Genomic DNA, 21,624 nt, shown 5'->3' on the forward strand with positions numbered 1-21,624 from the left:
AGTTAACCGCTTAGCAACTGGCTTACCTCTCCCATTCTCTACCCCTACTACGATGTTCCGTTTCTCCGCCTCCGCCCTTCGTTCTCGGTTTCTGTTACTGCTGATGCTTGTGGTAGTGGGCACCGCCGCGCAGGCGCAGAAGCAGCCCGCGCTGCCCGCCGGCTCCCGCACCGTGCTGACTTCCGATTCAGTGAAACTGTTTGTGCAGGTAGCAGGCAAGGGCACGCCCTGCGTGTTTGTGCACGGCGGGCCGGGCGCAGGTAGCTACTCTTTTGAGAAGCTAGGCGGCAACCAACTGGAAGACAAGCTGCAGATGGTGTACCTGGACCAGCGCGGCAGTGGGCGCTCGGGCAGCTCCCGCACCAAAAACTACTCCATGGCCCGCATGGTGCAGGATTTGGAGGAAGTGCGCCAACAGTTGGGCTTGCAGAAATGGGTGGTCATGGCCCACTCCTTCGGTGGTACCATTGCCACGGCTTACGCCCAGAAGTACCCCCAGCGGGTGCAGGCGCTGGTGCTTACCAATGCCGTGCTGAACCCGGTAGCCTCCCTGGATAGCATGCTGACCTACGGCACCAGCCTGTTGCCCACTGCGGCCCGCCCCGCCGCCAGTCTGCCCCAGATGCAACGGTTTGGCATGGTGATGGGCGCCCTGCAGCAGCAGAAACTAGCTGGCCAGCTGCAGTTCTCCCACGATTCGCTGGCCGCCCGCGCCATGCGGGCCAGCCGCGCGGTACCCGGCAACTCCGACTTCGCCCAGCAGGTATTCAGCGGCCGGCTGGCTGATTACGGCCAGAACTACGCCCCCGCCACTGCCAAGCTCACCGTGCCCACGCTGGTAATCCTGGGCAAAGACGACCGGACGACGGGTGCCACGGCCGCTACGTACCAGTTCCCGCGCAAACAGGTGGTTACGCTGGCCGGCAAGCACAACTCTTTCCTGGAGCAGCCCACGCAGTTCCGCCAGGCAGTCGTTAGCTTCGTGCAGCAGCTTCCCCGCTAATTCTCCATGTCAGCTACTTCCCCGCGCCCGGCCCCGGTTTACCTCAACGACAAATGGTTTTTGTTGCTGGGTATTCCGGTGCTGGGCGCGCTGGTATTGCTGCCCCGCGGGGCATTGCAGGTACGCTCCCTACCTGCTTTTCTGGTGGCTTGGTTTTGCTCCATCATCATCACCGCCATTTTCTGGCTGCTGGGCCGCTCGTTGTGGCGTTACTTGTTCCGGCGGTTTCCCCGGGTGGAACAAACCCGGCAGCGGCTGTGGTGGCTGGCGTTCAGCAATACCAGCATTGCGGCGCTTACTACCCTAGGCATTGGGCAAATAGCTGCCCGTTTGCAGCATGGGCACCTTACCTGGGCGGCGTTCTGGTTTGAGTTTGGGCTGAATATGGTGCCCACGGTTGTAATTCAGCTGATATATGAAAGCTGGAATTTTTTCCGACAGTGGGCCGACAACCTGCGCCGCGCCGAGCAGCTGCAGAGTGCCAGCACCCGCAGCCAGCTGGAAGCCCTGCAAAGCCAGCTCGACCCGCACTTCCTGTTTAACTCGCTCAACACCCTCTCGGCCCTCATCGAGCCCGACAACGAGCCCGCCCAGGATTTCGTGGAGCAGCTTTCCGACGTGTACCGCTACGTGCTGCTGGCCCGCGACCAACCCACCGTGCCGCTGAGCGAGGAACTGGCCTTCGTGGAAACCTACCTGGCCCTGCACAAAGCCCGCTTCCGCGACAACCTGCGGGTGCGCTGGCAGGTGCCGGCCGCCGCCCACGCGGCCCGGGTAGCGCCCCTGAGCGTGCAGCTGCTGGTGGAAAACGCCCTGAAGCACAACGTAGCCTCCCGGGAACACCCGCTGGAGCTGGAACTCTCGGCCGACCCGGCCACCGGCTACTTCACCGTGCGCAACACCCTGCGCCCCCGCACTGCTGGCCTCGCCCCCGGCACCGGGACCGGCCTGCGCAACGTGCGCCACCGCTACGAGCTGTTGCAGGCCCCGCACCCCGTAGCCATAACGCAGGAAGCCGGCTGGTTTCAGGTGCAATTGCCGCTGCTGTGAGGAGTTAGGAGTAGAAACGTCATTCTGAGCATGTGGCGCATCAAGCCAGGGACCGGAGGCGTAGTCGAAAAATCTCTACCGCTTTATTTGGTTACCATGATAGGTTTGTGGCTGCAACGTCAGTACGCGAGATTCTTCGGCTTCGCTCAGAATGACGTTTCTACTTCTGCCCTCCACTCTATTTTCCTAACTACTTACTCCTAGCTACTCTATAATGAACGTCCTCCTACTCGAAGACGAGTACCCGGCTGCCGAGCGGCTGCAACGGCTGCTGCGCCAAGCCGCGCCTGAAGCGCAGGTACTGGCCGTTTTGGATAGCGTAGCCGGGGCGCTGCAGTGGCTAGACAACAACCCTGCTCCGGACCTGATTCTCTCGGATATTCAACTGGCCGATGGGTTAAGCTTGGAGGTATTTGAGCAGACGGTGGTGCGCAGCCCGGTTATTTTTACGACGGCCTATGACGCCTACGCCATCCGGGCTTTCAAAGCCAACAGCGTAGATTATCTGCTGAAACCAGTGAAGCTGGCCGAGCTGACAGCTGCCCTCACTAAGCTACACGAGTGGCGCACTCCGGCCACGCCAACTGCGCCACCGGCTGCTCCAACCGCCGATGAAACCGCTCAGCGCTTGGAACGGCTGCTTGATGCGTTACCCCGGCCGGAACGGCAGTTTAAAACCCGGTTTCTAGTGCGTAGCGGCGAGCAACTGCTGCCCTTAGCCGCCACCCAGGCTGCATGGTTTCAGAGCCGCCACGAAACTACCACCCTCTGTACCCTCGACGGCCGCCGCTTCGTGGTGGAATACACCCTGGAGCAGCTTGAGAGCTTGCTCGACCCTGCGCAATTCTTCCGCCTCAACCGCCAGCTTCTGGCCCAACTCCCCGCCGTGCAGCGCCTGCACCCGCACTTCAACGGCAAGCTACTGGTAGATTTGCATCCCGCCCCGAGCGAGGAAGTACTAGTGAGTCGCGAAAAGGCTGGGGCGGTGAAGAACTGGCTGGAGGGGTAGTTGGGCGGTCAGGTGGTTGAAAACGCCTGTCATCCTGAGCTTGCGAAGGACCTTCTTACGCCCGAACGTCATTCAGAGGCGCACTACGTCCCGGCCTGACGAGCTGCTACCTGCTTTGAAAAAAACGAAGGACCTCATTACCCCTAAACCAGTCGTTCAGGCGTGACAAGGTCCTTCGCAAGCTCAGGATGACAGGCGTATTCAACCACCCAACCACCTAACCACCCACCCTACTGCACAAAGCTGGGGCGGATGAGGTTTTCGAAGGTGAAGATTTCATCCCACTTGGCCTGGGTGAGCAGCTGCCGCTCGGTTACGGCAATGTCGTGCACCGATTTGCCGGTTTTGAGGGCTTCGCGGGCAATATCGGCGGAGGTTTCGTAGCCCAGTACCGGGTTCAGCTGCGTTACAATGCCGATGCTATTGCGCACTAAGGCGGCGGCGTGCTCGGCGTTGGCCGTAATGCCCACCACGCACTTCTCACGCAGGGTACGGCAGGCGTTGGTCATGTAGCTGATGCTGGTGAACAGGGCGAAGCTGATAACGGGCTCCATCACGTTCAGCTGCAGCTGCCCGCCCTCGGCGGCCATGGTTACCGTCAGGTCGGCCCCGATAACGTAGAAGGCCGTCTGGTTCACCACTTCCGGCACCACGGGGTTTACCTTGCCGGGCATGATGCTGGAGCCGGGTTGCAGCGGGGGCAGGTTGATTTCGTTGATACCGCAGCGCGGGCCCGACGACAGCAGGCGCAAATCGTTGCAGATTTTGCTCAGCTTCACGGCCGTGCGCTTCAGCACGCCCGAGAGCTGCACGTAGGCCCCGGTGTCATAGGTGGCCTCAATCAGGTCGCCCGCTAGGCTCAGGTCGAGGCCGGTGACCTCGCGCAGGTACTTGGTTACCAGGTCGGCGTAGCCCTGGGGGGCGTTTACGCCGGTACCAATGGCCGTGGCGCCCATGTTGATTTCGCTAATGAGGCGGCGCGAATCCTCAATGCGCAGCAGCTCCTCGCGCAGGTTGGTAGCAAAGGCCTTGAACTCGTCGCCCATGCTCATGGGCACGGCGTCCTGCAGCTGGGTGCGGCCCATTTTCAGCACGTTGCGGAACTCCTCACCCTTGGCGGCAAAGGCGTCGGCCAGCTCGCCCAGCACCTGGCTGTAGCCCACCAGCTTGTTGCTGAGGGCAATACGGAAGGCCGTGGGGTAAGCGTCGTTGGTGCTCTGGGAGCAGTTGACGTGGTTGTTGGGGTGGCAGAACTGGTACTCGCCTTTCTGGTGGCCCATCAGCTCCAGGGCCACGTTGGCAATTACCTCGTTGGCGTTCATGTTCACCGAGGTGCCGGCCCCGCCCTGAATCATATCGGTCAGGAACTGGCCGTCGAATTCGCCGGCGGCTACCCGGTCGCAGGCCCGGGCAATGGCGTCGGCAATTTCCGGCTTCAGCACGCCCAGGTCGCGGTTGGCCAGGGCGGCGGCTTTTTTCACGTAGGCCAGCGCCTGCACAAACAGCGGCTCCACCCGCAGCGGAATGCCTGTGATGTGGAAGTTCTCAAGAGCCCGCAGCGTCTGGATGCCGTAGTACACATCAGCGGGAATTTCACGCTCGCCCAGGAAATCGTGCTCAAGCCGGGAAATAGTCATCAGAAAGGAAAGGTCAGAGGTGGGATAGTGTTCAACAGAGGGGAAAAACGGGGCGAAGGTACGGGCTGCCCGCAAACCACCGGCGGCCCGCCCCGGCCAGGTCTCTGTACTGCCCCACCACCGCGGAGGTTTTGATACGTGGCCGGGGCTGCGTAGTATTGTTAGCCGACCGCCGCCGACCTTCGGCCGCCGGCATATCCTACCTGATGAATTCCTACGCTCCCGGGCTCCATATCCTCGCTACGTTTCAGGCCCCGGTCCCGGCTTTGCTGGACATGCCCGCCTGCCAGGCTTTTTTTGAGCAGCAGATTGCCGCCCTGGGCCTCACGGCGGTGGGCGCCGCCTACCACGCCTTCCCGGAGGGCGGCTTCACGGCCGTGGTGGCCCTCACTGAGTCGCACCTGAGCATTCATACCTGGCCCGAGCACGGCCTGGCTACCTTCGACGTGTTCCTGAGCAACTTCCGCCGCGACAACGCCGACCGGGCCCGGGCGCTGTACGCCACCACCCTGGCGTTCTTCGGGGCCACCGAAACCAGCAAAACCGAAGTGCGCCGATGAGCCAGCCCCAGGGAGTGGCCCCGGCGGCCGTGAAATGCCCCAACTGCAGCCACGAGGTGCGGTACTATGACGCCATCCACAGCGCGTTTTTCGGTTGCGGGCGGTGTTGGACGTTTTTTGAATACCCGGAAACCGGCGCGCCCAAGAAGCTGCGCAAGTTCAAGGAGATACCTAATCATTCGCCCGTTCTAGCCATCGGTAGCACAGGACAACTAGAGGGCAGAACTTACCGCGTAACCGGCTACATGTGGCGCTGCGAGGTGAAGGCACCCTGGTACCGATGGGAAGAATTTCAGCTGCGCAATGAGGCTACCGGCGCGTATCAGCAACTGGCCGTCTTTCAAGGCCACTGGCTGCTACTTACGCCCACCGAAACCCAGTACCGCGTAAGCCTAGGTGGCGTAATAGAAACGGCAGAAACTGATTATGCGCTCTACAATCGTTACTCACCTCGTATCCTGTACGCCGAGGGGGAGTTCGATTGGAACGTGCTGGCCGATGAGAGCCTAACGATTTCTGAGTATATCAGTCCGCCTCTGATGCTGGTGCGGGAGCGAAAAAACCAGAACCATAACCACTGGTTTTGGGCCCGCCACCTGGAGCCCCAGGAGGTGGCCGAAGCCTTTGGCCTGACACCCGGGCAGCTACCGGAGCGCAACGGCGTAGGGGCTGCCCAGCCCGCGCCCAACGAGGCCATCTGGCCCCAGCTGCGCACCTTTTCGCTGGTGGCGGCGCTGTTGGTGGTGTTTACGCACCTGTACCTGATGCTGTGGGGCAATGAGCGGGTGTTCAGCCAGCAGTTCACCAGCGAAATACCCATCACTACCACTACCGATTCGGCCCGGGCTACCACTTTTCTGCCCAGCAGCGTGCAGGAGCGGCCGCCTTTGGTATCGCCTGCATTTGAGGTGCCCGGCACGGGGGCACTCACTGTGAAGCTGTACAGTGAGGTCAACAACACCTGGGTGGAGGTGCCCTTTACGCTCGTGAATGAGCAAACCGGCCAGCAGTTTGCCGGCACCGGCAGCATGGAGTTTTACTCCGGGGTGGAAGATGGGGAGAGTTGGAGCGAGGGAGAGAAAAACCAGAATTTGCTCCTCAATGCCGTACCGGCGGGCCGCTACCACCTCAATTTCTATCCGGTCACGGACCAGAACAATGTGTCGGGCGTGCAGTTCCGGGCCACGGTGGAGGCGCGGGCCACGGCCGGTTCCAACGCCGCAGTGGCTCTGGTGTTGCTACTGTTGTACCCCGGCTGGGTGTGGCTGCGCCGCCGCTTTCACGAACAGTCGCGCTGGAAAAACAGTGACTTCAATCCCTACGCCTCCTCCGATTCCTGATTCTTTTCCTAGCTGCTATGGATTGGCTTCGCTCCCTCTGGAAAATTCGCTTTTACGCGCTGTTTGCGGCCCTCGTGTACGGCGGCTTCGTGTGGGCCGGCCTCTCAGGCATTCGCCTGCTCGGCGACGACAACGAGGCTGAGCAGAACCTAAACGGCACCCGTACCCACGGCTCCAGCGGGCGGGCCTCCTATTTTCATAAATGAGTTGCCGGTTAGTTGTCGGTTGAATGACGCTTAACTACCGAAGCACTGACGACTAACAACGAGCAACAAACAACCAGCACCTAACCATCAACCCATGGAATACCTCAACTTTAAGCTGATTGCGGCTTCGGTAATTTACTCGGTGCTGGGCATCACTATTCTGGTTATCAGCTTCGTGGTGATTGAAAAGCTCACGCCCCGCACGCTCTGGAAGGAAATTATCGAGGAGCACAACACGGCCCTGGCCATTATGGCCGCGGCGTTTATGCTGGCCGTGGCCCTGATTATCAGTTCCGCCATTCATGGATAAAGTACCCGTGCGCCGGGCGCGGCGCGTGGCCCCCGGGCCCGCCGCCACCGCCCCGGCCGATTACCGCCCGGCCCTGCTGCTGGGTTCGGTGTTTGTTATTGCCACCTGCGGGCTGGTGTACGAGCTGATTGCGGGCACGCTGGCCTCCTACCTGCTCGGCGACTCGGTGATGCAGTTTTCCACCATCATCGGGGTGTACCTGTTTTCGATGGGCATTGGCTCGTGGCTGTCGCGCTACCTGGGGGGCTCGTTGCTGCGGTGGTTTATCCGGCTCGAAATTCTGGTGGGGTTGGTGGGCGGCTTTTCGGCCCCGCTGCTGTTTGTGCTGTTCGAATACGTGGTGTCGTTCCGGCTGATTCTGTACGCGCTGGTGGGCCTCACGGGAGTGCTGGTGGGCCTGGAAATTCCGCTGCTGATGCGGATTCTGGAAAACCGCTTCGAGTTCAAGGACCTGGTTTCCCGCGTGTTCACCTTCGACTACATTGGGGCGCTGCTGGCCTCGCTGGTGTTCCCGCTGGTGCTCATGCCGCAGCTGGGGCTTATCCGGACTTCGCTGCTGTGCGGGGCCCTGAACGTGGCCGTGGCGGGCGTGGCCCTGTACCGCTTCCCCGAAACCCGGCCCTTCCGGCGCAGCCTCACCGGGGCGCTGGTAGCCTCACTGGTGGCGCTGGCCGTGGGCTTCGGCTACGCCGAGCGCATCCAGACCTACACCGAAGGCCTGGCATTTCAGGACCAGGTGATTTACTCCAAGAGCACCACCTACCAGCGCATCATCCTCACCAAAAACCAGCGGGAGCTGCGCCTGTTTCTCAACGGCAACCTGCAGTTCAGCTCCCTCGACGAGTACCGCTACCACGAGGCGCTGGTGCACCCGGCCATGCAGGCGCTGCCCCGGGCCCGGCAGGTGCTGGTGCTGGGCGGCGGCGACGGGCTGGCTGTGCGCGAGCTGCTGAAATACCCCCAGCTGCAGCACATCCGGCTGGTCGACCTCGACGCGGGTATGACGCGCCTGTTTCAAAATAATGAGATGCTGCGCGAGCTGAACCGGGGGGCACTACTGCATTCCAAAGTGGAAGTTATCAACGGTGACGCTTACCAGTGGGTGCGCCAGGATACTACCCGCTACCAGTGCATCGTAGTGGATTTTCCCGACCCCGGCAACTACTCCATCGGCAAGCTGTATTCGGTGGCGTTTTACCGGGAGCTGGAAAAGCGGCTGGCCCCCGGCGGCTGGGTGGTGGTGCAGAGCACCTCGCCCTACGTGGCGCGCCGCTCGTTCTGGTGCGTGGCCCACACGTTGCAGGCGGCCGGTTTCACCACCCTGCCTTACCATTGCTACGTGCCGTCGTTTGGGGAGTGGGGCTTTGTGCTGGCCGGCCGCAACCAGCATTGGCGGCCCGATGCCGGCCCCCTCCCCGCCGGCCTGCGCTACGTGTCGCCCGCCACCATCCGCGACATGCGCTTCTTCCCGCCCGACATGAGCGAAATCCCCACCGACATCAACCAGCTCAACAACCAGGCCCTGGTCCGCTATTTCGAGGATGACTGGGGGCCGTATGTGCATTAGGTGGTTGGCTACTGTCCGTTCTCAATCGTTGTCATCCTGAGCTTGCGAAGGATCTAATAACGTCAGCAAGGTCATCTGATTACTACTTGTTCCTCTGTGATAAGGTCTTTCGCTCTGCTCAGGATGACAGAACTCACAGAAGTCCCCAACCAGCATCAGCAACGAATAACTAAAAGCCAGCAACGAGAAACGCCCAATGTCCACCCGCCGTCATTTTCTGCAACAGGCCGCGTTAGGTGGCGCGGGGCTGCTGCTGGCTCCGCTGGTAGGGCTGGAGTCGTGCGCGCCGGGCACCAGCCGCAGCCATATCCGCGGAAGTCTGCACGGGGCCAACCACGCCACCGGTCATCTGCTGCGCAACGTGGCGGCGCTACCGGCCCCGCAGCGCACCCAGCAGGTAGATGTGCTGATTGTGGGCGGCGGGGTAAGCGGCCTCGCGGCACGGCGGGAGCTGGAGCGCCGGGGCGTAAACCCGCAACATATTGCGCTGGTAGAGCTGGACGAGCAGGTGGGCGGTAACTCCCGGGCCGGCGAAAATGCTGTATCCGCGTATCCCTGGGGCGCACACTACTTACCGGTGCCCGACGCCCGTAACTCCGAGCTGCTCGGGTTTCTGGCGCAGGCCGGCGTAATTACCGGCACCGACGCTACCTCCGGGCTACCGATTTACAACGAGTACCACCTCTGCCACGACCCTGAGGAACGCCTGTACATCCAGGGCCATTGGCAAGGCGGATTGGTACCCGAGTTGGGGGTACCCGCGGCTGAACAAGCCCAGATAGCCCGCTTCTTCCGGCTGATTGAGCAGCTGCGCCAGGCCGTAGGTTCCGACGGCCGCGACGCCTTCCGGATTCCGGTGCAGGAGTCGTCCCAGGACGAGCAGTACCGGCAGCTGGATGCCGTACCTTTTGCCCAATACCTGACGGAGCAGGGTTTCACCAGCCCGCACCTGCTCTGGTACCTCGACTACTGCTGCCGCGACGACTACGGGGCTACCCCAACGCAGGTGTCGGCGTGGGCGGGGCTGCACTACTTTGCGGCCCGCAAAGGTCGGGCCCACAACGCCACCGGCGCCGATGTGCTCACCTGGCCTCAGGGCAACGGATTTCTGATAGAACAGCTGCGCCGGCAGGCCACTTCCCCCATCCACCCCGACACCGTAGCTTACGCACTGCACAATACGCTCGGCGGCCTGGCCGTAGACTGCTACCACGTACCCACCCGCCAAACCACCCGCTTCCAGGCCCGGCAGGTTATTCTGGCTACTCCGCTGTTTATCACCCAGCGGCTGCTGAGCAACCTGCCGCCCGAAGCCCACCGCGCCCTGCCCTGCCACCGCGCCCCGTGGGTGATTGTGAACCTGACGGTGGAGTATTTGCCCCAGGGCCCGGGCCAGCCGCTGAGCTGGGATAATGTGCTGTACGGTAGCCCGTCGGTGGGCTACGTGCACGCCAACCATCAGAGCCTGAGCTTGAACGCGGACAGCCCGCGCGTCATCACGTATTACCTTCCCCTGGCAGCTCCCGATCCGGCTGAGGCCCGCCGCATGGCCTACCAAACCAGCTACGATGAGTGGGTGCGCCGGGCGTTGCAGGAGCTGGAAACGGCCCACCCTGGCATCACGGCCTTGGTGCAACGCGCCGACGTATGGGTGTGGGGCCACGGCATGGTGGCTCCTACGCCGGGCTTCGTGTGGGGCCCGGCCCGGCAACAAGCCGCTAAGCCTTGGGCCGACAAGCTGTTTTTTGCCCACACCGACCTGAGCGGCATCTCCATTTTTGAAGAAGGATTTTACCAGGGCACCCGAGCCGCACGTGAGGCTGTAGCGGCTCAGTCTCTCGCTTAGTTCCCTTAAAATAGCATCATGCCACTAGGCTGCGTGCGGCCAGTTTCATCTTGATTATCGGGCAAGAGCCTAGCCAGATCAACTCTTCCACCGCATAACCCCTTGTTGATGTCTGATGCCGGGAGATTATATCTGTAGTTCTGCCTGATACCGATTTACGAATTATTCGTAATATTACGATACAATCGTAATTAACATGCTCAAGGCTACTCACTCTTGCATCGTTTTCATCCTTTTATGCCTAAACGTGCTGGTTTTTCTACCAGCCTCGGCTCAATCGGTGGTTTCTGAGCGGGCGTTGCGCCGGGTGGTGGGTGAACTGGCTGGTGATGCCATGCGCGGGCGCGGCGTGGGCGACGGCTCAGTGCTGGCGGCCCGCTACCTGGAAAAGGAGTTTCAACGGGCGGGCTTGCAGCCGTTGCCCGGCGCGCCATCCTCTGCGCAAGAATTTACGGTATACCAGAGTCGTAGCCAGGGGCTTACCGTTTCGCTCAACGGACAGCCTATCGACCACAGCCGCTCGGTACTGTTGCCGGGCCAGCCAGCCTTTTCCTGGACTGCCACGCAGGCGCGGCCGCCGCGGCTGCTCATAGTCCCGGCCGGTGTATCGCTGAGGCCGTATGTCGATTCGGTTTTCAAGGCTAAGCAGGACTTGTTGGTGCTGGTGCACCCGGATCATAGCCGCTGGTTTAATTCACTGGTGGCGCACTATTGGAGCAACAGCCAATTCAGCCTTACGCCACCGGACCCGTTCTCGGTGGTCTTGCTGCTCACCACTGATACACAGGCTACTTCATTCAGCGTCAGCGGCCGCACCAGTGTCCGGACCGTGCGATTGCGCAACGTGGTGGGCGTGCTTCCGGGCCGCGACCCAGCCCACCAAAATGAGCAGGTAATTTTCTCCGCGCATTACGACCACCTGGGTATCCGGCCCGCCGTGCAGGGCGACTCCATTGCCAATGGGGCCGATGATGATGCCAGCGGCACGGCCGCCGTGGTGGCGCTGGCCCGCTACTATCACAAGCGCCACGATAATGCCCGCACCCTAGTGTTTGTGGCCTTCACGGCCGAAGAGGTTGGCGGCTTTGGGGTGGAATACTTCAGCCGGCAGTTGCAGCCCAGCCAGGTAGCAGCCATGCTCAACATTGAAATGATTGGTACGCCGGCGAAGTTCGGACTCCGCTCGGCTTTCGTGACGGGCTTCGAGAAGTCGGATCTGGGGGCAATTCTGCAGCGCCAGGTACCCGCTACCACTTTCCGCTTCGAGCCCGACCCGTATCCTGACCAATACTTATTTTACCGCTCAGATAACTACAAGCTGGCGCGGCTTGGTATTCCGGCCCATACCATCAGCACCGTGCAGTTGCCCAGCGCCACGTATTACCACACGGTAGACGACGAAATAGCCAACCTTAACTTCAGCAATATGCGCGCGGTAGTGCAGGGCATTGCGGCCGGCGCCGCCTCCCTCGTCAGCGGACAGGATACGCCCACCCGCCTTGCGCCCGGCACCCCTTAGCAGCATGCAATTGTCTTCCTCCGTTGTTCGCTCCCAATTGCTACGCGCCGTTTTACTCTGGGGCGTGCTGTGGCTGGGGCAGCTTAGCCCGGCCCTGGGGCAGGCCCGCCTGAGTGGCGTGGTGCTCGATTCCGTGACGCGGCAGCCGCTGCCATTTGGTACCGTGTTTCTGGCCAATACCACGCTGGGCGTAACTACCGATGATGCCGGGCGGTTTACCTTTCCCCGGGTGCCGGCTGGTACGTACGAGGTAGTGGCCTCCTACCTGGGCTATCAACTGCGCCAGCAGGTGGTGACGGTGGCCGCTCAGCCGCAAGAGCTGATGTTTCGGCTGCCTCCCACGGCCAATGCGCTGCGGGAGGTGGTCATTCGGCCCCACCAGAATAACCCCAATGACTACCAGAAATTTGCCAGCACCTTCCTGGGTAGCACCACATTTTCGCAGCAGTGCCGCATCCGAAACCCCAACGCGGTGCGCGTGGATTACGACCAGGAGCGTAACGAACTGATAGCTACTTGCTCCGACTTTCTGACGGTGGAAAACCGGGCCCTGGGCTACCGCATCAAGTACTACGGCCTCGATTTTCGCCTGAATTTCCGGGAGCAGTGGATGTCGTTCTACGGCTATCCGGTGTTTGAGCTGCTGAAGGCCCGCTCCCAAAAAGAGCAGCGGCGCTGGGCGGCTAACCGTCAGCAGGCGTACACCGGTTCACTCACCCATTTTCTGCGTAGCGTACTGGAAAACCAGGTGGCGGAGGCCGGATTTCAGGTGCGGCGGCTACGGCGCGTGGATAATCCCGCCCGCCCCCGCGCCGACAGTCTGCTGGCCCTGATGCGGGCCCAGGCCGCAACGCTACGCCCCCTCAACCCGCGTGAGTTCGATGATTCGCTTAGTCACTTGATAAAAGTGCCCCGACAGTTCACGTACTTGTTCACCCAGCCGCTGCCCACCACTCAGTTCCGGGAAATGCTCCCTACCGGTGCCATCGCCCTGCGCTTTCCCGACCAACTGCAGGTGACCTTTGATCGGGAGCCCGCCGACCCGGCGTACGTGGCCTACACCGCCCGGAATGCCTCTGCCGAGCAGCCCCTGCCCGCCGGGCTCAGCACTCAGGTATCGGTATTGAATTTACTGGAGCCGCGGGTGGAGCTGCAAGCCAATGGTCAGCCCCGCAACCCGCTGGCCCTGCTAACGGAAGGCTACTGGGGGTTTGAGAAGATGGGGGAATTTATGCCCGTGGATTATACGCCTCCTCCCGCTGCAACCCAGCCGTAGGGTTGTATTTTCGGGGGCCACATGCTGCCCTTCCCATATGCCCCGTCTTGCACCTTCGCCCACGGCCACCCGCTTCCGCCAGCCTTGGATTCGCTCGGCTGGGTTTGATGGGTTTTGGATTCTGGCTCCGCCTTTTGTGGCTTTGCTGGTGGTGGCCGGATTGCCCGCGGAGTTTCGCACCACGGCCCGCATGCCCGTGTGGGCGTGGGTAGCGCTGGTAGTGCTCATTGATGTGGCCCACGTGTACAGCACCCTGTTTCGCACCTACTTTGATGGCCAGCGGCGGCGGCAGCTACGCACGCTGCTGTGGGCAGTGCCACTGGGGTGCTACCTGCTGGGCGTGGCCCTGCACTGGGCCGGAGGGCTTTGGTTTTGGCGGGTGCTGGCCTACGCGGCAGTTTTCCACTTTATCCGGCAGCAATACGGATTTTTGCGCCTTTACAGCCGTACGGACGCCACTTCCAGTTACAGTAAGCAGCTTGATACGCTCCTTATCTACAGCGCTACGCTGTACCCGCTGCTGTGGTGGCACCTCTCCAGGCCCCGCAACTTTTCGTGGTTCGTAACCGGTGATTTTGTGCAGTACAACTGGCCGCTGGGCCGCCAGCTCCTAACCGGGGCGTACTGCCTGCTGCTACTCGCGTACGTGTGGAAAGAGTGCCGATACTGGCAGCAAACTAGACATTTCAACCTTCCCCGCAATCTGCTGCTGCTGGGCACGGCCGCATCGTGGTACGTGGGCATCGTGCTGCTCAACGGCGACCTGGCTTTTACGCTGCTGAACGTAGTTGCCCACGGCATTCCGTATCTGGCCCTGATCTGGACTAGTAGCCGCCCCAACACTACGGCTCCCCGCCCCTGGTGGCACGGGCGTTACGGCCTGGGCCTGTTTGTGGCGGTGGTGGTTGGGTTGGCGTTCTTGGAAGAGGGCCTCTGGGACGGGCTGGTGTGGCGGGAGCACGCCCTCGTATTCGGGTGGTTTCAGCAACTGCCAGCCGTGGCCTCGCCTGCCCTGTTGATATGGCTGGTACCGCTGCTGGCCTTGCCCCAGGCTACCCATTACGTGCTGGACGGCTTCATCTGGCGGCGCAACTCCTAAACACAATAATCCCGGGCGGCTATGCAGCCCGGGCCGCCGCCGTAGCCACCTGCGCGTCCAGAATTTCGACGACGAAGCCCTGCTCCGGCGAGTAGGACTTGCGGTAAAACACCGTAACCTGCCGGCCCCGCACCGAGGTAACGGTGGTAGCGCACACTTCGCCATAGGCCTTTTCCTGCTCCAGAAAGGGCCGCAGCAACTCGATAGTAGGCAAAAACTCGGCGGGCAGAATACCCTGCTGCTCCTGCAGCTTCACGGCACTTACCGGGTATAGAAAACGGGTGTTGAACAGTATCATAAACAGACTGATGCGTTTGAAAAGCCTCCCCTGCAGAAGCCCCTCGAAAACAGTCAGTCCGTCACTTAAATTCCTTTGCTGCGGCCTTCTTCGGTAGTATTAGTGGGCGCTACAAGCTCAGCTCTACTACTACGGCGGTTGAGCCGCCGGCATCATCGTCGGTTACCAGTAAAAGCTCCACTTGATTGGCCTGCAGCTGCCGGAATACGGCCACGCCTTCTACTTTGCTGCGGTAGGGCCGGCCGTCGGGCCAGCGGAGCGGGGCCAGTTTCAAGGGCAACACCCGGGTTTCGCTCGGGGGCAGTAGCGCCAGCTCTCCTACAAACGAGCCCAGTACTGCTCCGTCCTGCACGGCGTCAACGGTATCCTCTACCGAAGCCGTAACTAGTAGCCGGCCGTTCTGCCAGCTCGCACCCGAGAAACCGGCCGGCTTGCCTTCCACCGTTGGCAACTCAAACAACTGCTTGCTGATGGCAGGAAATTGCGTGGTTTGGCGCTGCAGGTATGCCCAAATAGCCCCTAGCGGCATCCGGAACAGCAAATTGCCGGTGCTCACTCCTACCGTACGCTGAAACAGCAGTAGCTCATTGGGGGTGGCCGCGGCGGCCTCCAGGTTGAGCGTGATATCGCCGGGCAATAGCTCCCGCAGGGCGGCGTACAGTCCGCTGAGGCTCACTGGAAATACTGCCTCCACCTTACCCGCCTGCAAAGGCACCCAAAACCCCTGCTCCCGGGCGGCGGTGGCCCCGGAGCCCAGCACCAGCAGGCCAGTTGCGCCACCGGGCACCGTTAGAGCCGTGAGGCATTCCAGGTCCTGTTTGATATCCTTCGGGATGCGCCCAGTGCTGAAATGGGCGGTTTCAAACAGCGTGGTACGGGCCCCGGCCGCCAAGGTAGCGGCGTTGAGCTGGTACAGAAACGGGGCATCGTCGCCGATGATGTAGGCGGTTTCACCTACTATTTCCACCCCCGAGGCGGAGGGCAAATTAGGCAGCACAACTTCCCGACGAACCAGAGCCTGCATAGTACATAGAACTTAAACAGTTGCTGTAATGAGCTGTACGACAGTAGCGCGCAGTTCCGCTTCGCGCACAAGCCGCGGGTGAGTACCCCCATATTGCACCATTCGCGTAGGAACTCGCTCCGCTCATGCGCGAAGCTCCGCTTTGCGCTACTTCACAATGGTGAATTCTACGCGGCGGTTGAGCTTGCGGGTTTCTTCCCGCTCGTTGCTGGCGCGGGGCTTGCTGCCGCCATAGCCCACGGTGCTGATGCGGGTTGCGGCCACGCCCCGGGTTACCAGGTACCGTTTCACTTCTGCCACCCGGTCTTCGGAGAGTTTCACGTTCAGGTCGGCGCGGCCCTGGTTGTCCGTGTGGCCTTCTAGCCGGATGTTTACGGTAGGGTTATCCTGCAGCGTGCGAGCCAAGCGGTTCAGTTCTGTGTAGGAAGCGGGCAACAGTGTGTATTTACCCTGGGCAAAAATCAGGGTGGGCAGCTCCAGGCTGGAGCCCACGGCGGCCGGCACCAGGGCCAGCTCCAGGCTGCGCGAGCCGGTGATGGTAATGGTATCGGTAGCGGTGAGGTAGCCCACCCGAGTGGCTTGCAACCGGTAGCGGCCGGCCGGTAAAGAAAGCTGGTAATTGCCCCCTGCCACATCGGTGCGGGCAGTGGCGTTGAAGATGATGTTGGCATCCAGGCGCACGGCTTTTACTTCCGTGGCCAACGGCTGACGAGTTTTGGCATCAATCGTTCGGCCCGACAGCAACGTACGGGCAGCTACCGCGGGCGGCGTGGCCGCTACTGGAGCTGGCTGCACCGAATCGGCCACGGGCATTACCCCGGTGGCCGTCCGAAACAAATCGGCGGGGCCGTTGGCCGTGCTCGAGGAGGCATAGTAGGCCTGCTTTTCATCAGCGGTTAGGCTTAGGTAGGCATCGAACCCGGGGCCGTTGAGCGGGGCGCCCAAGTTGCGCGGCTCCGTCCAGCGGGTCCAAGAGTCATCCAGCCGGGTGGTCACAAAAATATCGGCGCTGCCGTAGCCAGCGTGGCCGTAGGAACTGAAATAAAGGGTTTTGCCATCGGCAGCCAGCCAGGGCGCAAACTCAAAGCCCGGCGAGTTCACCACGCCGCCCAGATTAAAAGGCTCCGTCCAGCCACCATCAGCGGTGGGACGGCTCACGTACAGGTCGTTAGCGCCCTGCGAATCGCCCCGTTCCAGGCTCAGCAGCAGAATCTGGGCATCAGGCGTCATGAAAAACGAGGTAGCCGGCCCGGCCGAATAATAGTTGGCAATTTCTAGGGCCTGCGGCAGGTTTTTCTTGCTGGTGCCATCACGCTCCGCGAAGCTCGCGCCCTCGTCCCGGAATGTGCCGTCGCGCTGGTAGTCGCCGCGCACCAGCAGCTGCTTACCATCACGCACCACGGCCATCACGCCGTTGTTTTGGGTCGTGTTCAGCACATCGAGGCGGGTGGCCGGGGCCCAGGTACGGCCGTTGTTAGCCGAGGTGCTCATCCAGATGTCGCCCGATTCGGTTACGCCCTCCTTATTGCCCTGGTAGCGGGTTCGGGTGAAATACAGCGTACTGCCGTCGGGCGTGAGCACCGGCTGCAGCTCGTTGCCGGTAGTGGTATTCAGGCTCAGCAGAGGCTCCGGACGGCCAAAGCCTGGTTGGTTCGGGTCTACGTTCAGGTGTAGTTTAAACAGCTTCCATTGCTGGGTGGAGCGGTTTTGCACGCGCTGCCCCACCACGGGTGTACTGTTAAACTTATCGGCCGCGGCCAGCGAAGCACATTTGTCGTTGCCGCGGCTAATTAGCATGAAGCTACCCAACGGGCCCGAGGGCACCAGCTTCCATTGCTGGTAGAAGCTTCCCGTCCAGGGCCGCTGCACAATGGCGGCGTTATCGTCGGGCTTTTCCAGGGTGAGGCATTTTCCGCTGTGCCGGGCCTCAATCCGGTAAAAGTCGCTGCCTTTGGCTGCTGGCACAAAGCGCCACTGCTGGCTGTTGGCGTGCGTGAATTCCCACTGCACTGTGGGCGCACCGGCTTCCGCCGAGGCATTCGTCACGTCGAGGGAGCGGCCACTGCTCCGGGCAATGATGCCATACCAGGCATTTTCATCGGGAGCGAAGGTAGTTTGGGCATGCCCAGGCAGCGCCACCAGCATACAACAAAGCGCTACCCACAGCGCCGAAGCGCGAACCTGCAAATCAATCATGCACACAAAACGGATGGACCGGGGCGCAAGTTAGCCGAAATGCCGGGCTGTACTGCCCACCACGCAACAGGCGCTGCCTTTCCTAACGAAAGCGCAGCGCCTGCTGGTATACTGAGGAGTTGGAGTCCGCTACTTCCGCACGGATGCGGCCGCCAGCCGGTGCTGCGCGGAAGCGTCAGGAATGCCCCTAGTTGTTGTTGATGTACTTGAAGCGTACAAACCGGTCATTCTCATAAATGGCGGTGAAGTGTCCGCCCGCCGATTTTGCTTCGGCTTTGCGCTCGGTGGTTTTGGGGGTGTGGTTGCTGGTGGTGGTAGGTACGGCGGGGTAAGCACCGGGAGCCATGCCGGGAACGTGGCAGATAAAGGAGAGAATCTTTGATGGCATGGTCTGCTTTGCGTTAGGAGTTAGACGTTTAGACACGGGCTGCAGGTGAAGAAGGTGAACAATTCGAAAAGAGCTTTCTGAGGCAAGACGAACAAATCAGCAGATCTAATATAAATATATTTTCATTTGATTGAACGATGCTAAGGTATATTTTTTCACCTATACAAGTAAATCAGTGTCAGCCCTGATTTTTGTCTCCGTACTAGCACGGATATCTACCTTCACCGCCTTGTCCTACCAGTCTGTCAATTTTTAGGCCTCTATTACCTTATACCAGGCCTCTTTACGATCAAAACCCACATTACCAAAGCGTTATCATCAACACATTCACATCACCGCAGTAATCCCTATTAATTAATCTCCCAGCCACGCCGAAACTACCGCCGCAGCCAACGTAGGGTAATATCTGCTTTATTGAATTTTACCGGACCCGAATTTTGACCTTCTGAAATGCCTAAAGCCCGGCCAATACTGGCCGGGCTATTTAGCAAACTATGCTTTTAAAAGGCCGCTTTTCTTGCGCTACTCAATCAGCTTATGGCGCAGCGCATACTGGATCAGGCCCACTACCGACTTGGAATTGGTTTTGGTAAATAGGTTGCGGCGGTGCGTTTCTACAGTCCGCTCACTGATGAACAGTTCCTCGGCTATAGCTTGGTTGGAATATTCCCGGGCAATCAGCTGCAGAATTTCCTGCTCCCGGGCCGTAAGTTCCACCGGCCTGTTGGCCTGCAGAGCCGCCGGAATCTGCAGGTTTTGCAGCAGCGTGTGGGCTACATCCTGGCTGAAATAATTTTGCCCGGCGGCCACCTGCCGAATGGCTTCACTGAGCTCCGCCCGACTTGCCGTTTTCAGAATATACCCGGAGCCGCCCGCTTCCAGCACCTCGGCCACCGTGGCATGATCATGAAACATGCTCAATATTAGCACCTTAACAGCAGGCCACGTGGTGCGAATTGCGCGGGCCAGCTCTACCCCACTCATTTCGGGCATATTTAGGTCGAGCACGGCCACGCGCACTTCCGGGTGCTGGGCCAGCAGCCGCAGCGCATCGGCCCCGCTGTGTGCCTGTAGTACCACCCGCAAATCAGTTTCCGGGCGTAGCATCGTTTTGATTCCCTCCACAATCACCGGATGATCATCGACCAGCAGTACCGTAATAATCTCGTGCTCAGCTAGATGGTGTGTCATGGGGCGGGGGAAAAGCAGATGGAACGGCGGTACTGCGGCCCGGTATGGCTCAGGGTGAGTGGCACGGCTTTTATCTTCGATATGAAATATATAGAAATCGGATATAGCAGCGCGCTTCCTGGCTGAGTGGGTCCAGGCAGTGGGGCAAAGCTACGCGGAAACCTGGGTAGAGCCCGCCCGCAGCGGAATATTCAGGGTAGTAGTGGTGCCCTCGCCGCTGCCGGAATGAATGGTAAGGGTACCGTGCAGGTAGGCTACCCGGCTTTCCACATTGCGTAACCCGATGCCGGTGTTCTCCTTCTGCCGGGCTGGGTCGAACCCGATACCGTTGTCTTCGAGCGTGACGGTTAATTGCTGGGCCTGGCACACCAGCTGCACGCGTAGCTTGGTAGCCCGGGCATGCTTGGTTACGTTATGAATCAGCTCCTGCAAAATCCGGAACACAATATTCTCCAGCGTGGAGTCCAGCTGATGATCTGCTAAGTTGCTCACGCGGAGCTCCACGTGCAGTTTGTGGGGCTCCAGCGCCAGCCGGTCTAGCAGGCTGCGCACGGCCTGCACCAGCCCGTGCTTGGTAAATGTGGTAGGCACCAGATTGTGGGAGATGCTGCGTACTTCCCGCACGGCCTCGTCCAGCATATGCAGCGAGCTTCCGAATAGCTCCTCCTGGCTGGCATCGGTGAGTTGGAGCCGGTGCCGCAGGGCGCCCAGCGTAATTTTGGTAGCGCTGAGTAGCTGGCCCACACTATCGTGCAGGTCGGCCCCTACCCGACGCCGCTCGTTCTGCTCGGCGTCCAGGATTGCTTTGGAATGCAGCCGCTCCATGCGCTGGCGCTCCTGCACAAACTCCACCTCCCGCCGCAGGTGCCGGCGGCTGATCAGCAGATACCCCACCACGCCCGCGGCCACTGCCCCGGCCAGCGCCACCATCAGCACAATCTGCCACCGACGGGCGGCGGCCTGCTCACCTTCCTCGGCCAACTCCTGCTGGTGCAGCTCTTCGCTAAAACTCAGGGCCTGCACCTGCGCCATGCGCGACTGGCTGAACATACTGTCGCGGGTGGCAGCGGCGGCCCGGAGGTAACGGTAGGCTTCGGCGCTATTGCCGCCGTCGGCGTACAAATCGGCCAAGTAGTCGCTGGCCTCAAATGCTCCCTTGGCATACCGCCCAGCCAGGCCCGCAGCCAGTGCCTGGCGGGCGTAGCGCAACGCAACGGCGGGCTGCTGCCTGCGCATCAACCGGGCCAGCCCCAGGTATGAGCGGCTCAGGGCGTACGACACCGGCATACCAACGGCCCGGCTGATTGCCCTGCGGTAGTAGAACTGTGCCGTATTGGCCCGCCCCTGTTGCGCGGCAATGTCGCCGAGGATGGATAAATCCCCGATTTCGCTGTGCCGGTCGCGCTGCTGCACGTCCAGTTGGTAGCCGCGCCAGGTGTAGGCCCAGGCAGAATCTGGCTGATTCAGCTCCAGGTAGGCCCGCCCAATGTTACCCAGAATCGGAGTCAGCAGCACAATATCATGGTAGCGGCGGGCATTGCGCACAGCTCGTCGGAAATAGCGCAGGGCCAGCAAGGGGTTGCGCTGCTCCAGATGCGCGTACCCCACCGCATTGTCGGCGTGAATCAGCCCCCCGGCATAGTGCAGGGACTCGGCCAGCCGCCGGGCTTTCACCTGGGTTTGGATGGCCGTAGCATAGTTGCCGGTGCGCATAAAGGCCCAGCCCAGCATCAGCAGCAGGCGGCACTCCCCGGCCCGGAAATGAAGCTGCCGGGCCAGCCGCAACCCCTGCTGCCCGCACGCCACGCCTCGCAAGGGGCTTTCGTCGGTACGCTCCCAGGCCAGCTGCACCAGCAGGTTTACCCGAGCCGTATCCGGTTTTGACCGGGCCAGTAGCCGCTCCAGGCTATCTACCCGGGTGCTGGAGGACGCTACCGCCACCTGCACCACACTCCAGCAACATAGAGCCAGTAGAAGTCGAAGCATAAAGGGCCAGGATGGTTCAGCCTCTAAAACTAGGAGGTTTCGATACGCCGCACAACCAGCTTTTACCGCGGCCACAAAAAAGCCCCGCCGATATATCGGCGGGGCTTTCTGATTAGGTA

Annotated in this window: 19 protein-coding genes; 12 read left to right on the forward strand and 7 right to left on the reverse strand. The window is 61.0% G+C overall.

Annotated elements, in window-relative coordinates; translation table 11 throughout:
• The first annotated feature begins 52 nt into the window (after positions 1–52).
• The 3 genes from LF252_RS10850 to LF252_RS10860 all read left to right on the forward strand — a co-directional run bounded on the left by LF252_RS10850 (position 53) and on the right by LF252_RS10860 (position 3,062).
• Positions 53–1,003 (forward strand): alpha/beta fold hydrolase, encoded by a 951-nt coding sequence (locus tag LF252_RS10850; protein ID WP_226269601.1) that lies wholly within the window; start codon positions 53–55, stop codon positions 1,001–1,003.
• A gap of 6 nt (positions 1,004–1,009) precedes the next feature.
• Positions 1,010–2,053: a sensor histidine kinase gene (locus LF252_RS10855; RefSeq protein WP_226269602.1), complete on the forward strand. Its 1,044-nt coding sequence runs from the start codon at positions 1,010–1,012 to the stop codon at positions 2,051–2,053.
• Between the two features lie 214 nt (positions 2,054–2,267).
• Positions 2,268–3,062, forward strand: coding sequence for a LytR/AlgR family response regulator transcription factor (locus LF252_RS10860; RefSeq protein ID WP_226269603.1), 795 nt, complete (start codon positions 2,268–2,270; stop codon positions 3,060–3,062).
• Positions 3,063–3,292: 230 nt separating this feature from the next.
• Here the strand turns inward: LF252_RS10860 and aspA are convergent, their stop codons facing one another.
• Positions 3,293–4,699 (reverse strand): aspartate ammonia-lyase, encoded by a 1,407-nt coding sequence (gene aspA, locus LF252_RS10865; RefSeq protein ID WP_226269604.1) that lies wholly within the window; start codon positions 4,697–4,699, stop codon positions 3,293–3,295.
• A gap of 206 nt (positions 4,700–4,905) precedes the next feature.
• Here aspA and LF252_RS10870 point away from each other — a divergent pair, with 206 nt between their 5' ends.
• The 9 genes from LF252_RS10870 to LF252_RS10910 all read left to right on the forward strand — a co-directional run bounded on the left by LF252_RS10870 (position 4,906) and on the right by LF252_RS10910 (position 14,422).
• Complete coding sequence (locus tag LF252_RS10870; RefSeq protein ID WP_226269605.1) at positions 4,906–5,259, forward strand: S-adenosylmethionine decarboxylase family protein; 354 nt, start codon at positions 4,906–4,908, stop codon at positions 5,257–5,259.
• Positions 5,256–6,599: a DUF4178 domain-containing protein gene (locus LF252_RS10875; protein ID WP_226269606.1), complete on the forward strand. Its 1,344-nt coding sequence runs from the start codon at positions 5,256–5,258 to the stop codon at positions 6,597–6,599. The genes LF252_RS10870 and LF252_RS10875 overlap by 4 nt, the downstream gene beginning before the upstream one ends.
• A gap of 17 nt (positions 6,600–6,616) precedes the next feature.
• On the forward strand, positions 6,617–6,805 hold the full coding sequence (locus LF252_RS10880; RefSeq protein ID WP_226269607.1) for a hypothetical protein: 189 nt from the start codon (positions 6,617–6,619) through the stop codon (positions 6,803–6,805).
• 94 nt (positions 6,806–6,899) lie between these two features.
• On the forward strand, positions 6,900–7,115 hold the full coding sequence (locus LF252_RS10885; protein ID WP_226269608.1) for a DUF350 domain-containing protein: 216 nt from the start codon (positions 6,900–6,902) through the stop codon (positions 7,113–7,115).
• On the forward strand, positions 7,108–8,682 hold the full coding sequence (locus LF252_RS10890) for a polyamine aminopropyltransferase (protein ID WP_226269609.1): 1,575 nt from the start codon (positions 7,108–7,110) through the stop codon (positions 8,680–8,682). Before LF252_RS10885 ends, LF252_RS10890 begins: the two co-directional genes overlap by 8 nt.
• A 196-nt stretch (positions 8,683–8,878) precedes the next feature.
• The gene (locus tag LF252_RS10895) at positions 8,879–10,528 is read left to right on the forward strand and encodes an NAD(P)-binding protein (RefSeq protein WP_226269610.1); all 1,650 of its coding nucleotides are present in this window, start codon (positions 8,879–8,881) and stop codon (positions 10,526–10,528) included.
• A 247-nt stretch (positions 10,529–10,775) separates the two neighbouring features.
• Positions 10,776–12,047: a M20/M25/M40 family metallo-hydrolase gene (locus LF252_RS10900; RefSeq protein ID WP_226269611.1), complete on the forward strand. Its 1,272-nt coding sequence runs from the start codon at positions 10,776–10,778 to the stop codon at positions 12,045–12,047.
• 4 nt (positions 12,048–12,051) lie between these two features.
• A complete protein-coding gene (locus tag LF252_RS10905; protein ID WP_226269612.1) occupies positions 12,052–13,323 on the forward strand; it encodes a carboxypeptidase-like regulatory domain-containing protein in 1,272 nt (423 codons plus the stop codon).
• A gap of 37 nt (positions 13,324–13,360) precedes the next feature.
• Positions 13,361–14,422: a hypothetical protein gene (locus tag LF252_RS10910; protein WP_226269613.1), complete on the forward strand. Its 1,062-nt coding sequence runs from the start codon at positions 13,361–13,363 to the stop codon at positions 14,420–14,422.
• 19 nt (positions 14,423–14,441) lie between these two features.
• On the opposite strand, the gene LF252_RS10915 is transcribed toward LF252_RS10910, so the two are convergent.
• The 6 genes from LF252_RS10915 to LF252_RS10940 form a co-directional block, all read right to left on the reverse strand.
• Positions 14,442–14,720 (reverse strand): hypothetical protein, encoded by a 279-nt coding sequence (locus tag LF252_RS10915; RefSeq protein ID WP_226269614.1) that lies wholly within the window; start codon positions 14,718–14,720, stop codon positions 14,442–14,444.
• 109 nt (positions 14,721–14,829) lie between these two features.
• Positions 14,830–15,744, reverse strand: coding sequence for a DUF6929 family protein (locus LF252_RS10920; RefSeq protein WP_226269615.1), 915 nt, complete (start codon positions 15,742–15,744; stop codon positions 14,830–14,832).
• Positions 15,745–15,891: 147 nt separating this feature from the next.
• Positions 15,892–17,940 (reverse strand): RICIN domain-containing protein, encoded by a 2,049-nt coding sequence (locus tag LF252_RS10925; protein ID WP_226269616.1) that lies wholly within the window; start codon positions 17,938–17,940, stop codon positions 15,892–15,894.
• A 187-nt stretch (positions 17,941–18,127) separates the two neighbouring features.
• On the reverse strand, positions 18,128–18,328 hold the full coding sequence (locus LF252_RS10930) for a hypothetical protein (RefSeq protein WP_226269617.1): 201 nt from the start codon (positions 18,326–18,328) through the stop codon (positions 18,128–18,130).
• 522 nt (positions 18,329–18,850) lie between these two features.
• On the reverse strand, positions 18,851–19,519 hold the full coding sequence (locus tag LF252_RS10935) for a response regulator (RefSeq protein ID WP_226269618.1): 669 nt from the start codon (positions 19,517–19,519) through the stop codon (positions 18,851–18,853).
• A gap of 150 nt (positions 19,520–19,669) precedes the next feature.
• Complete coding sequence (locus LF252_RS10940; RefSeq protein WP_226269619.1) at positions 19,670–21,505, reverse strand: sensor histidine kinase; 1,836 nt, start codon at positions 21,503–21,505, stop codon at positions 19,670–19,672.
• Between the last annotated feature and the right edge of the window lie 119 nt (positions 21,506–21,624).

Source organism: Hymenobacter pini, from assembly GCF_020421205.1.
Lineage (GTDB): Bacteria > Bacteroidota > Bacteroidia > Cytophagales > Hymenobacteraceae > Hymenobacter > Hymenobacter pini.